Source organism: Streptomyces torulosus (assembly GCF_001419765.1).
In the GTDB taxonomy this organism is placed as follows: Bacteria; Actinomycetota; Actinomycetes; order Streptomycetales; family Streptomycetaceae; genus Streptomyces; species Streptomyces torulosus.
Genome location: NZ_LIRK01000803.1, coordinates 1 through 12,213 on the forward strand (window position 1 = coordinate 1; position 12,213 = coordinate 12,213).

Consider the following 12,213-nt stretch of genomic DNA (forward strand, 5'->3'; position numbering starts at 1 on the left):
GGTCGTAGGCGCGGGGGCGTTTCCTGGCCGGGGGCATGGTGGGGAGCCTATGCGGAGGGGAGGTCGGAGGGGGTGGGGAACGTGATGTCCTCGCAGTCCCGGGCGGCGGTGACACGGTCGACGTAGGCCCGGAACAGGGCGCGGAGGCGGGGTCCTGCCACGTCCGCGTACGAGGTGCTGACGCTGAGGGTGTGGACGGCGGGCTCGCCGGCGCAGGTGGAGGAGGCCCACCGGACGGAGCCGGAGAACTCGCCGGCCGTACCGGGGCGTATGCGACTGCCGCGGTCGCCGAAGGCCGTCGGGGTGACCTCGCGGGCCTCGTCGCCGTAGAAGGAGTCGGTCTGGAGGTGCCACGGGGAGGTGTGCAGCACCTCGTCGAGGTCGGGGACGCGCTCCTCGGACAGGGTCGGCCACGCCCGCTTCACACGGGTCGGGCTCGTCGCGAGCAGGCAGGTCTCCTTGAAGCTGTGCTCGCCGGCCGGTGAGGCGAGCGCTCGGTCGGGGAGGCGGACGTCGTCCCCCTCGGCGCGCAGGAAGTCCGCGTACCAGCGGCAGGAGCCCTCCGCTGACGCGGCCGCCTTCAGCTCGGTGTCCGGTATCCAGAGGCGGGCGAAGGTGACGGGGAGCCGCTGCTCGGGGGTGCAGCGGAAGTGGTCCGCCGCCTTGTGCGCGGCGTCGGCGGCCAGTTCGATGAGGGTCAGGCGGTCCTGGAAGGAGACGTCCTCGTAGTCGGCCTGGGTCCGTACGTTCACCGAGGTGATGTCGTTCTTCGGCTTCTCGCAGGTGACCTTGAAGGTGACGCTGTCGTCGTCGTAGTGCCCGAGCCGTCCGTCGTCCTCGCCGGGGTTGTCCAGGGGGTAGTCGGGCGAGTGGTCGGCCCGGCGGGTCACGTCGACGGGGCCGGAGGCGGCGGGGTCGGAGGCACGGCGGGACCGCTGCTCGAACGGGTGGACCGCCGCGCCGACGACGTTGGTCACCCACTCGGCCGGGTTCGTCCAGACCTCCATCCGGAAGTGCCCGTACGTCGTCCCCGGCTCCCCCACCCGGTAGATCACGCAGCGGCCCGGAGTCGTGTCCTTCGTGAACCACTCGGTGGCGTCGCTGCCCTGGACGGCCCGGGTCGTGCCGCCGTGGAGCCCCAGCACCCGGTCCGGGTCCACGAGCCCCGCGCAGGCGTCGGTGATCCGCGCCCGGCTGGCCTGGCGATCCCGGTGCTCCTCCGCCTCCAGCCACACCGCCCAGCCGCTCAGGGCGAGGCCCGCCACGGCCGTGAGGGCCACACAACGGTTGAAGGCGTCACGCAGGCGGCCGCCCCGAGCGGGGAACCTCACCCGCTCACGTGCGCCATCAGGTGCTTCCACCGCTCCCCCGTACCGACTTCTCGTACCTGGTTCCCCGTGAGTCCCAGGCCCTCCGAAGCTAGCACCGGCCTCTGACAGCGCCCGTACGAAGGCCCCGCCCGGACAGCCGGGCGGGGCCGAAGTGCCGTACGGCGGAGGGGGGACTTACGCCAGCAGTGCCGGGATCGTGCCCTCGTGCGCGGTGCGCAGCTCCTCCAGGGTGAGGGTGAACTCGCCCTGGATGTCGACGGTGTCCCCGTCGACGACGCCGATGCGGGTGACCGGCAGGCCCCGGGCGCCGCACATGTCGTTGAAGCGGACCTCCTCCGAGCGGGGGACGGCCACGACGGCGCGGCCGGCCGACTCGGAGAGCAGGAAGGTGAAGGCGTCCAGACCGTCGGGGACGATCAGGCGGGCGCCCTTGCCGCCGAGCAGGGCCGACTCGACGACCGCCTGGATGAGGCCGCCGTCGGACAGGTCGTGCGCGGAGTCGATCATGCCGTCGCGGGAGGCGGAGATCAGGATCTCGGCCAGCAGGCGCTCACGCTCCAGGTCGACCTGCGGGGGCAGACCGCCGAGGTGGTCGTGGACGACCTGGGACCAGGCCGAGCCGCCGAACTCCTCACGGGTGTCGCCGAGGAGGTAGAGCAGCTGCCCCTCCTCCTGGAAGGCGACCGGCGTACGGCGGGCCACGTCGTCGATGACGCCGAGGACGGCCACGACCGGGGTCGGGTGGATGGCGACCTCGCCCGTCTGGTTGTAGAGCGAGACGTTGCCGCCGGTCACCGGGGTGCCCAGCTGCTGGCAGGCGTCCGCCAGACCGCGGACGGCCTCCGCGAACTGCCACATGACCGCCGGGTCCTCGGGCGAGCCGAAGTTCAGGCAGTCGGAGACCGCGAGCGGCTTGGCACCGGTGGTGGCGACATTGCGGTACGCCTCCGCCAGGGCCAGCTGGGCGCCGTGGTACGGGTCCAGCTTGGCGTAGCGGCCGTTGCCGTCGGTGGCGATGGCGACGCCGAGGCCGCTCTCCTCGTCGACGCGGATCATCCCGGAGTCCTCGGGCTGGGCGAGGACCGTGTTGCCCTGCACGAAGTGGTCGTACTGGGAGGTGATCCAGGACTTCGAGGCCTGGTTCGGGGAGGCGACCAGCTTCAGGACCTGCTCGCGCAGTTCCTCGCTCGTCTCCGGCCGGGGCAGCTTGTTCGCGTCGTCCGCCTGGAGCGCGTCCTGCCACTCGGGGCGGGCGTAGGGACGCTCGTAGACCGGGCCGTCGTGGGCGACCGTGCGCGGGTCGACGTCGACGATCTTGCCGCCGTGCCAGAAGATCTCCAGGCGGTCGCCGTCGGTCACCTCACCGATGACGGTGGCGATGACGTCCCACTTGTCGCAGATCTCCAGGAAGCGGTCGACCTTGTCGGGCTCGACGACCGCGCACATCCTTTCCTGCGACTCGCTCATCAGGATCTCCTCGGGGGAGAGCGTCGAGTCGCGCAGGGGGACGTCGTCGAGGGTGACGCGCATGCCGCCGGAGCCGTTCGACGCCAGCTCGCTCGTCGCGCAGGACAGGCCCGCCGCGCCGAGGTCCTGGATGCCGACGACCAGCTTCTCCTTGAACGCCTCCAGGGTGCACTCGATGAGGAGCTTCTCCTGGAAGGGGTCGCCGACCTGCACGGCAGGGCGCTTGGAGGGCTTGGCGTCGTCGAAGGTCTCGGAGGCCAGGATGGAGGCGCCGCCGATGCCGTCGCCGCCCGTGCGCGCCCCGTAGAGGATGACCTTGTTGCCCGCGCCGGAGGCCTTCGCGAGGTGGATGTCCTCGTGCCGCATGACGCCGATGGCGCCGGCGTTGACCAGCGGGTTGCCCTGGTAGCAGGCGTCGAAGACGACCTCGCCGCCGATGTTCGGCAGGCCCAGGCAGTTGCCGTAGCCGCCGATGCCCGCGACGACGCCGGGCAGCACGCGCTTGGTGTCGGGGTGGTCCGCGGCGCCGAAGCGCAGGGGGTCCACGACGGCGACCGGGCGGGCGCCCATCGCGATGATGTCGCGCACGATGCCGCCGACGCCCGTGGCCGCGCCCTGGTAGGGCTCGACGTAGGAGGGGTGGTTGTGCGACTCGACCTTGAAGGTGACCGCGTAGCCCTGGCCGACGTCCACGACGCCGGCGTTCTCGCCGATGCCGACGAGCAGGGCGTCCGACTGGGGCGCCTTCTCGCCGAACTGGCGGAGGTGCACCTTCGACGACTTGTACGAGCAGTGCTCGGACCACATGACGGAGTACATGGCCAGCTCCGCACCGGTGGGGCGGCGGCCGAGGATCTCGACGACCCTCTCGTACTCGTCCTTCTTCAGGCCCAGTTCGGCCCAGGGCAGCTCGACGTCGGGGGTCGCGGCCGCGTGCTCGACCGTGTCCAGAGGCGTCCGGCTCATGCGTTGACCAGCTTCTTGAGGATCGAGGTGAAGAAGGGGAGGCCGTCGGTGCGGCCGGTGCCGATGAGCGGCTCCACGGCGTGCTCCGGGTGCGGCATCAGGCCCACGACGTTGCCGGCCTCGTTGGTGACGCCGGCGATGTCCCGCTGGGAGCCGTTGGGGTTGAAGTCGAGGTAGCGGAACGCGACCCGGCCCTCGGCCTCCAGCTTGTCGAGGGTGTACTCGTCGGCGACGTACTGCCCGTCGTTGTTCTTCAGCGGGATGTGGATCTCCTGGCCGGCCGTGTAGTCGGTGGTCCAGGACGTCTCGGCGTTCTCCACCCGCAGCTTCTGGTCGCGGCAGATGAAGTGCAGGTGGTCGTTGCGCAGCATCGTGCCGGGCAGGAGGTGGGCCTCGGTGAGGATCTGGAAGCCGTTGCAGATGCCGAGGACCGGCAGTCCGGCCTTCGCCTGCTCGATGAGGGTCTCCATCACCGGCGAGAAGCGCGCGATGGCTCCGGCGCGCAGATAGTCGCCGTAGGAGAAACCGCCGCACAGCACCACGGCGTCGACCTGGTGGAGGTCCTTGTCCTTGTGCCACAGGGCGACGGGCTCGGCGCCCGCCAGCCGGATCGCGCGCTGGGTGTCCCGGTCGTCGAGGCTGCCGGGAAAAGTGACGACGCCAATACGTGCGGTCACTTTCCTGCCTCCACGACTTCCTCGACCTTCACGGTGAAGTCCTCGATCACGGTGTTGGCGAGGAAGGATTCCGCCAGTTCATGGATGCGGGCGAGCGCGGCGTCGTCCACCGGTCCGTCCACTTCCAGTTCGAATCGCTTTCCCTGACGTACGTCGGAGACGCCCTCGAAACCGAGGCGCGGCAGCGCGCGCTGCACCGCCTGGCCCTGGGGGTCGAGGATCTCCGGCTTGAGCATGACGTCGACTACGACGCGTGCCACTGGCACTCCCGGTGTGTGGTGCTGAGCAGGTCCCTTCAGACTACCCGCACAAAATTTCTACGCGAGTAGATTCGTAGGAATCTACAGACATTCCAGGTGATGGCGGTCACGATCCGGTATCGGGTGATCCTCTTCGTGAAAACTTCAGGGAAAGATCCCCCGACCCTATTGCGCGACGGACACGCCAGCGGATTAAGTCTGTCTTCACAATGCAATGCGGGGCCCTGTACAAATGAATTGGCAATAGCCGATACTTTGCCCAAATAACCGCCGGACAGACGACATCACCGGGACGTAAGGGCACGTCAACGGAGAGATGTCACACGAAGGGACCGATATTCGTGGCGCAGCGTGTCGTGGTCACTCTCTCCGACGACATCGACGGCTCGGAAGCGGCGGAGACGATCGCCTTCGGACTCGACGGCAAGTCGTACGAGATCGACCTCAACGAGGCCAACGCCGAGAAACTGCGTGAGGCGCTCGCGCCCTACGTGGAGGCCGGGCGGAAGCGGTCGAGGTCGGGCAAGGCCTACAAGCAGACCCAGGTGGCCCCGGACCCCGCGGCCGTCCGCGCCTGGGCCATGGCCAACAAGCTGGAGGTGCCGGCCCGCGGCCGGATCCCCAAGAAGGTCTACGAGGCGTTCGCCGACGCCCAGTGAGCCGGTCGGGTGAGGCCCGGCGGGTGTGCCGCGTCGGGCACCCTGCCGAGGCCGGCCCTCAGTGTCCGTCAGCGGACCCTGGGGGCGGCGGACTTGGCCCCCGGCGGGAACCGACTTGCGTTGCACCCCTGCGGATCAGCTAGAGTCTGGAGCACGCCGAGGGGCAAGGCCGAAAGGCCCGGCTCACCGGAGTCACGCGGGTGTAGTTCAGTAGCAGAACATCCCCCTTCCAGGGGGAAGGCGCAGTGTGCAATTCCTGTCACCCGCTCTGATCACTTACCAACCATCCTTCTGGATCAGGTAATGTGGTCTGCGCGCCGATCGGTGGGAGCCGGTCGGAGGCAATGCGGACGTAGCTCAGTTGGTAGAGCGCAACCTTGCCAAGGTTGAGGTCGCGAGTTCGAGCCTCGTCGTCCGCTCTTGAATCAAGACCCCGGTCCACTGGACCGGGGTCTTCTGCGTTCCCGGATCTTCTGCGTCCCCAGATCTTCTGCGTTCCCGGATCACCTGGCTTCCGGCTCATCCCGGTTCCCTGATCTTCCCCTGACATTTGTCATGCCGACCGATGACAACGCGCACTGCTCCGCGGCCCCCACCACCGGGACGCTGGAAGCATGAAAACGAAGGGGCACGAGGACGTGATCGAGGTCACCGACCTGCGGCGCGTGTACGGGGGCGGTTTCGAAGCCGTACGGGGAATCACCTTCTCCGTGCGCCGGGGCGAACTCTTCGCCCTTCTGGGCACCAACGGCGCGGGCAAGACCTCCACGGTCGAACTGCTGGAGGGCCTCGCCCCGGCGTCCGGCGGACACGTGCGGATCCTCGGCCACGACCCGTACACCGAGCGCGCGGCCGTCCGGCCCCGCATCGGCGTCATGCTCCAGGAGGGCGGCTTCCCCTCCGAGCTGACCGTCACCGAGACGGTCAGGATGTGGGCGGGCTGCACCAGCGGCGCCCGGCCCGTCGGGGAGGCCCTGGAGATCGTCGGACTCGGGCGCCGGGCCGGCGTACGGGTCAAGCAGCTGTCCGGCGGCGAGAAGCGGCGCCTGGACCTCGCCCTCGCGCTCCTCGGCCGCCCCGAGGTGCTCTTCCTCGACGAGCCGACCACCGGCCTCGACGCCGAGGGCCGCCAGGACACCTGGGCGCTCGTCCGTGACCTGCGCGACCAGGGCACGACCGTGCTCCTCACCACGCACTACCTGGAGGAGGCGGAAGGGCTCGCCGACCGGCTCGCCATCCTCCACGAGGGAAGCGTCGCCGCGACCGGCACCCCGGCCGAGGTGACCGCCTCCCAGCCCTCCCGGATCTCCTTCGAACTGCCCGACGGCTACTTCCTCGGCGACCTGCCGCCCCTCGGCGAGCTGGGCGTCACCGGACACGACGTCGAAGGACGCGCGGTGGTGCTGCGCACCCACGAGCTCCAGCGGGCCGCCACCGGGGTGCTGCTCTGGGCGGAGCGGGCCCGGGTCGAACTCCGGCGGCTCGAAGTGCGGTCGGCCTCGCTGGAGGAGGCGTTCCTGCGCATCGCGCGGGAGACGGCGGCCCGTACCGGCACGGGGGCCGGTACGGGCGCGGCTGCGGACGACAAGGCGCTGACGGGCACGAAGGCCCGCAAGGACGGGGTGAGCGCATGACCACCATGACCGGCACCGGCACCGGCACCGGCCGGACGACCCTGAAGGGCCGGATGACCGCGCTCGCCCGCGCCGAGCTGACCCTGCTCGGGCGCAGCCGGGCCACGCTCGTCACCGCGGTGCTGGTGCCGCTGCTGCTGCCTCTCAGCGTGCGGTCGGCGACCGACCAGATGGACCTGGACGAGGCGGGGCTCAGCGTCGGCACGGTCATGCTGCCCGCCGCCGTCGGCTTCTCCCTGCTGTTCGCGGTGTACGCCGCCCTCACCAACATCTACGTCGTCCGCCGCGAGGAGCTGGTGCTCAAGCGACTGCGGACCGGGGAGTTGCGGGACCCGGAGATCCTGGTCGGCGCCGCGCTGCCGGCCGTCGGCATCGGGTTCGCGCAGTGCGTGCTCCTCGCCGTCGGCTGCACCGTCCTGCTGGACCTCGGGGCGCCGCCCGCCCCCCACCTCGCCGTGCTGGGCGTGCTGTTGGGGATCGTGCTGTGCGTGGCGCTGGCCGCGGTGACGGCGAGCTTCAGCCGTACCGCCGAGAGCGCGCAGGTGACCAGCCTGCCGGTGATGTTCGTCTCGCTGCTCGGCTCCGGGGTCACCGTCCCGCTCGAAGTGCTGCCCGACCGGGTGGCGTCCGTCTGCGAGCTGCTGCCGCTCTCCCCGGTCATCACGCTGGTGCGCGGCGGCTGGACCGGCGACCTCACCGCGTACGAGGCGCTGGGGGCCGTCGCCACCGCGCTGGCCTGGACCGTGCTCGCGGTGTTTGCTGTACGACGGTGGTTCCGCTGGGAACCGCGCCGATGAGGGGAGTTGGCCATGCGGGGGCCCAGGGCATGGTGGCAGGGGAAGAGCACGCCGGCGAAGGTGGAGACGTACACCCGGTGGTCGTTCTACTCGTTCCCGCTGATCGAGGTCGCCACGTTCGGGCTGCCGGTGCTGGGGCAGGTTCCGATGCCGCAGGCGGGCTGGCTGTTCGCGCTGCTCGCCGGGCACGGGGCGCTGGGCGCGCTGACCGGGGCCCGGGCCCTCGACTGGGTGCGGGACGTCCGTGACCAGCCGCTCCGGCTGATGTGGGCGTTCGCGGTGCTCAGCGGGACGGTCGGGATCGTCGTGTGCGCGTTGGTCGGCCGGGTGGGCGACGAGGAGACGGACACCGCGCTGGGCGGGATGTTCGCCGGTGTCATGGTCTTCGGCATCGGCATGGTCACGCTCGGCGTGCGCAGACGGCGGAGCGCGCTGTACCTGAGCGCGGGCTGCGCGGCGGGCTCCGCGATCCTGAGCCTGGTCGCCGGCGTCAGAGCGTCCGAGGCGCTGGCCGCGGCGATCGCCGTTCTGCTCGGGACCTCGTTCTTCGCCTTCACCTCCGTCTTCTCCGTCTGGCTCCTCAAGGCCGTCTACGAACTCGACGCGGCCCGCGAGACCCGCGCCCGGCTCGCCGTCGCCGAGGAACGGCTCCGCTTCGGGCGCGATCTGCACGACGTGATCGGACGCAGTCTCGCGGTCATCGCCCTCAAGAGCGAGCTGGCCGTCCAGCTGGCCCGTCGCGAACGGCCCGAGGCCGTCGACCAGATGATCGAGGTCCAGCGGATCGCGCAGGAATCGCAGCGCGAGGTCCGGGACGTCGTACGGGGCTATCGCGAGGCGGATCTCGGCGTCGAACTCGCCGGTGCGCAGGGCGTCCTGGAGGCGGCCGGCATCGTGTGCTCGGTCGACCGGGCGGACACCGCCGGGCTGCCCGGCGAGGTGCAGTCCGCGCTCGCCTGGGTGGTGCGCGAGGGGACGACGAACGTGCTGCGGCACGGGAACGCCGGGCAGTGCACGGTGGTGTTGAAGGTGACGGAGGGGCAGGTGGTGCTGACCGTGGAGAACGACGGGATACGGGCGGCCGACGGGCACGGGGAGCGTACGGCGGCGGGTGCCGTCGCGGAGCGTTCCGCGGGGGCCGGGTCCGGGCTCGCCGGGCTGCGGGAGCGGCTCGCGATCGTGGACGGGACGCTGGAGGCGGGACCGGTGGGCGGGGAGGCGTTCCGGGTGGTGGCCCGGGTGCCGCTGGCGCCGGAGGCCGCTCCGGGCCCGGTCGGCGGGAGCATCGCGGTCACCTCCGCGGCGGGCGCCGTACGGGAGGTCGCGTCGTGACGGCCGTACCGGAGGCGGGGCGGCCCGTGCGGCTGCTGCTCGCCGACGACGAGCATCTGATCCGGGGGGCGCTGGCCGCGCTGCTCGCCCTGGAGGACGACCTGCTGGTGGTCGCCGAGGCGGCGAGCGGGCCGGAGGCGCTGGCGATGGCCCGGGCGCACGAGCCGGACGTGGCCGTCCTCGATCTGCAGATGCCGGGGGCTGACGGTGTGAGGGTGGCCACATCGCTGCGGGCGGAGCTGCCCGGCTGCCGGGTGCTGATCGTCACCGGTCATGGCCGGCCGGGGCATCTGAAGCGGGCGCTTGAGGCGGGTGTGCGCGGGTTCGTACCGAAGACGGTCAGTGCCCAGCGGCTCGCGGAGATCATCCGTACCGTGCACGCGGGAAACCGTTACGTCGACCCCGAGTTGGCGGCCGACGCGATCTCCTCCGGGGACTCGCCGCTGACCGCCCGCGAGGCGGAGGTGCTGGAGCTGGCCGCCGACGGGGCGCCCGTCGTGGAGATCGCCGAGCGGGCCGCGCTGTCCCAGGGGACCGTACGGAACTATCTGTCGTCGGCCGTGTCCAAGCTCGGGGTGGAGAACCGGCATGCGGCGGTGCGGCTCGCACGGGAGCGAGGTTGGGTATAGTTGCTCTCGCGCCACGGCGCACTGCGGACGTAGCTCAGTTGGTAGAGCGCAACCTTGCCAAGGTTGAGGTCGCGAGTTCGAGCCTCGTCGTCCGCTCCAGAAAAGGCCCCCGGTTCCCCGGGGGCCTTTTGCGTTACGCCCAGCGCGTGCCCGTCAGACGCTCGTACGCCTCCACGTACTTGGCGCGGGTGGCGGCGACGATCTCCTCCGGGAGCGGCGGCGGGGGCTGCTCGCTCGCCCGGTCCCAGCCGGACTCGGCGGACGTCAGCCAGTCACGGACGAACTGCTTGTCGAAGGACGGCTGGGCACGGCCCGGCTCCCACTGGTCGGCGGGCCAGAAGCGGGACGAGTCGGGGGTGAGGACCTCGTCGGCGAGGACCAGGGTGTCGCCCTCGTAGCCGAACTCGAACTTGGTGTCGGCGAGGATGATGCCCCGGTCACGGGCGATGGAGCGGGCGCGGCTGTACACGGCGAGAGTCGTCTGCCGCAGCTGGGCGGCGGTCTCCGCGCCGACCTGGCGGGCGACCTCCTCGTAGCTGACGTTCTCGTCGTGCTCGCCGACGGCGGCCTTGGTGGCCGGGGTGAAGATCGGCGCGGGCAGCTCCGAGCCGTCGACCAGGCCCTCGGGCAGGGCGAGGCCGCAGACCGTACGGCTCTCCCGGTACTCGGCGAGGCCCGAACCGGTGAGGTAGCCGCGGGCGACCGCCTCCACCGGGACCATCCGCAGGGACTTGCAGACGAGGGTGCGGCCGGCCCAGTCGGCGGGGGCGCCCTCGGGCAGTTCGGTGCTCAGGACGTGGTTGGGGACCAGGTCGGCGAGCTGGTCGAACCACCACAGGGACAGCTGCGTGAGGACGCGCCCCTTGTCGGGGATCTCCGTCGGCAGGACCCAGTCGAACGCGGACGTTCGGTCGCTGGCGACCATCACGAGGTCGCCCGCCTCGTTCTGGTACAGCTCGCGCACCTTGCCGGTGTGCAGGTGCACCAGGCCCGGAACCTGGATCGGCTCGGGCTTTTCTACGAATCCGGACACGGTTCCTCCCCGTGGTGATGTCCAAGTGGCTCGATTGTCCCGTATCGGGGCGACCGGCCTGGGCCAGGGGGGCGGGTAAGGGCGTTCGGGCGCGTTGCGGCCGAGGGTGTCAGTCCCGTTTGCAGATGCGGTCCAGGAGGTTGGCCGTGGCCCGTTGGATACGGGTGTCGACGTGGCCGGGGCGGTCCAGGGCGGGGGACCAGGCGAACGTTCCGGATGCGAAGACCCAGGCGCCGGAGGGGGCTCGGTAGAGGGAGGTCTCCTGGTGGCGGAGGACGCCTTCGGGGTCCCGGTACGGGGAGTGGGCGAGGAGGATGCGGCCCTGGTGCTCGGGGAGCGCGGTGCGGGGGAAGTAGCGGTCGGCCTCGCCGGCGACCATGCCGTGCAGTTCATCGCCCTCGTGGGCGCCGGTCGCGTCCCAGAGCCAGTGGTCGGCGTTGCGCACGACCAGGGAGTGGGGTTCGGGGACCCGGCCCTCGTACTGGATGCCCATCAACTGCTGCTCGGGGCGGTCGATTTCGCGCCACAGTGCGGGTTTTCCGGGGCCCCGGCGTTTTCGGCAGGTGAGGAGCCGGTCGGGGACACCGGACGGGGACGGGCCCAACTCCACCTGCCAGTACATGGTGTTGGAGGAGAGGAACACCAGGGAGATCCCGCTGTCCCGGGCGGTCTCGGCGGTACGGCGCATCTGCGGCGACCAGTACTCGTCGTGGCCGGGGAAGACCAGCCCCCGGTAGCGGGTGGGGTCGACGCGGCCGGAGTGCAGGTCGCGGGCGTCGGCGTAGGCGATGTCGTAGCCGTAGCGCTCGGCCCAGCGGATGAAGTCGTAGGCGTGGCCCACATGGAGGGGCAGGCCCGCTCCGGCGTACGGGCGGTCGAAGGAGACGGTGGTCGCGGCGTGGGACTCGCCGAGCAGCCGGCCGTCCTCGTCCCAGGCGTGGTAGAAGCTGGCGCCGGTGCGACCGTCCTCCGGGTACAGGTTGTACGCCTGCCAGGTGATGTCGGGCATCAGGAGCAGCAGGTCGGCGGGCTGGTCGTCGCGGACGGTGAACGGCACGTGGGAGCGGTAGCCGTCGACGGTGGTCAGGACCGCCACGTACGCGCCGATGTTCCAGTAGCTCGGGATCTGCAGCCGCCAGGACAGCCACCAGTGGTGGCAGGAGACCGTGCGGTCGGCGGTCAGGGGCGGAGGCTGGACGATGCCGGAGAGGCGGGGGCTGGTGGTGATCTTCGCGGCGCCGTCGCCGCCGTAGTGGCCGACGCGGTAGATGTCGACGGCGAATTCCTGGGGCGGGTCCACGGTGATGTGGAAGTCGATGGACTCTCCGGGGGCGGCGGCGCCGGTCGCGGTGAACCCTTTGATCTGGCGCCGCACGTCGTCGGCGGAACGGGGGCCGGACGTCGACCGCGGGGCGGGGATGCGGGGGT

Annotated in this window: 11 protein-coding genes and 3 tRNA genes; 8 read left to right on the forward strand and 6 right to left on the reverse strand. The window is 71.0% G+C overall.

Annotated elements, in window-relative coordinates; translation table 11 throughout:
- Positions 1-47: 47 nt before the first annotated feature.
- From AOK23_RS40280 to purS, 4 genes are all read right to left on the reverse strand, one after another.
- Positions 48-1,280 (reverse strand): hypothetical protein, encoded by a 1,233-nt coding sequence (locus tag AOK23_RS40280; protein ID WP_055717381.1) that lies wholly within the window; start codon positions 1,278-1,280, stop codon positions 48-50.
- 225 nt (positions 1,281-1,505) lie between these two features.
- The gene (purL, locus tag AOK23_RS40285) at positions 1,506-3,764 is read right to left on the reverse strand and encodes a phosphoribosylformylglycinamidine synthase subunit PurL (RefSeq protein ID WP_055717382.1); all 2,259 of its coding nucleotides are present in this window, start codon (positions 3,762-3,764) and stop codon (positions 1,506-1,508) included.
- Complete coding sequence (purQ, locus tag AOK23_RS40290; protein ID WP_055539135.1) at positions 3,761-4,441, reverse strand: phosphoribosylformylglycinamidine synthase subunit PurQ; 681 nt, start codon at positions 4,439-4,441, stop codon at positions 3,761-3,763. The genes purL and purQ overlap by 4 nt, the downstream gene beginning before the upstream one ends.
- Positions 4,438-4,701, reverse strand: a complete 264-nt coding sequence (purS, locus tag AOK23_RS40295; protein WP_055514060.1) for a phosphoribosylformylglycinamidine synthase subunit PurS — start codon at positions 4,699-4,701, stop codon at positions 4,438-4,440. Before purS ends, purQ begins: the two co-directional genes overlap by 4 nt.
- A gap of 341 nt (positions 4,702-5,042) precedes the next feature.
- Between purS and AOK23_RS40300 the strand changes: the two genes are divergently transcribed.
- From AOK23_RS40300 to AOK23_RS40335, 8 genes are all read left to right on the forward strand, one after another.
- On the forward strand, positions 5,043-5,360 hold the full coding sequence (locus tag AOK23_RS40300) for a histone-like nucleoid-structuring protein Lsr2 (RefSeq protein WP_055514058.1): 318 nt from the start codon (positions 5,043-5,045) through the stop codon (positions 5,358-5,360).
- A gap of 196 nt (positions 5,361-5,556) precedes the next feature.
- A tRNA-Gly gene (locus tag AOK23_RS40305) sits at positions 5,557-5,628 on the forward strand.
- A gap of 78 nt (positions 5,629-5,706) precedes the next feature.
- A tRNA-Gly gene (locus tag AOK23_RS40310) sits at positions 5,707-5,779 on the forward strand.
- Positions 5,780-5,974: 195 nt separating this feature from the next.
- Positions 5,975-6,994, forward strand: coding sequence for an ABC transporter ATP-binding protein (locus AOK23_RS40315; protein WP_055717383.1), 1,020 nt, complete (start codon positions 5,975-5,977; stop codon positions 6,992-6,994).
- Positions 6,991-7,791 carry an ABC transporter permease gene (locus AOK23_RS40320; protein WP_420823796.1) on the forward strand — a complete coding sequence of 267 codons (801 nt, stop codon included), beginning with the start codon at positions 6,991-6,993 and terminating at the stop codon, positions 7,789-7,791. The genes AOK23_RS40315 and AOK23_RS40320 overlap by 4 nt, the downstream gene beginning before the upstream one ends.
- A 12-nt stretch (positions 7,792-7,803) precedes the next feature.
- Positions 7,804-9,123 carry a sensor histidine kinase gene (locus AOK23_RS40325; protein ID WP_055717384.1) on the forward strand — a complete coding sequence of 440 codons (1,320 nt, stop codon included), beginning with the start codon at positions 7,804-7,806 and terminating at the stop codon, positions 9,121-9,123.
- Positions 9,120-9,752, forward strand: coding sequence for a response regulator transcription factor (locus AOK23_RS40330; protein WP_180303690.1), 633 nt, complete (start codon positions 9,120-9,122; stop codon positions 9,750-9,752). The genes AOK23_RS40325 and AOK23_RS40330 overlap by 4 nt, the downstream gene beginning before the upstream one ends.
- A 23-nt stretch (positions 9,753-9,775) precedes the next feature.
- Positions 9,776-9,851, forward strand: a tRNA-Gly gene (locus AOK23_RS40335).
- A 34-nt stretch (positions 9,852-9,885) separates the two neighbouring features.
- Here the strand turns inward: AOK23_RS40335 and AOK23_RS40340 are convergent.
- Both AOK23_RS40340 and AOK23_RS40345 read right to left on the reverse strand, forming a co-directional pair.
- On the reverse strand, positions 9,886-10,785 hold the full coding sequence (locus AOK23_RS40340; protein ID WP_055717385.1) for a phosphoribosylaminoimidazolesuccinocarboxamide synthase: 900 nt from the start codon (positions 10,783-10,785) through the stop codon (positions 9,886-9,888).
- Between the two features lie 109 nt (positions 10,786-10,894).
- Positions 10,895-12,213, reverse strand: a 1,319-nt coding sequence (locus AOK23_RS40345; RefSeq protein WP_055717386.1) for a N,N-dimethylformamidase beta subunit family domain-containing protein, incomplete at its 5' end; no start/stop codon positions are given.

Bases quoted from the DNA above. Each gene is read 5' to 3' on its own strand.
- purL (WP_055717382.1), bottom strand. From the start codon at position 3,764: ATGAGCCGGACGCCTCTGGACACGGTCGAGCACGCGGCCGCGACCCCC.
- AOK23_RS40315 (WP_055717383.1), top strand. From the start codon at position 5,975: ATGAAAACGAAGGGGCACGAGGACGTGATCGAGGTCACCGACCTGCGG.
- AOK23_RS40320 (WP_420823796.1), top strand. From the start codon at position 6,991: ATGACCACCATGACCGGCACCGGCACCGGCACCGGCCGGACGACCCTG.
- AOK23_RS40325 (WP_055717384.1), top strand. From the start codon at position 7,804: ATGCGGGGGCCCAGGGCATGGTGGCAGGGGAAGAGCACGCCGGCGAAG.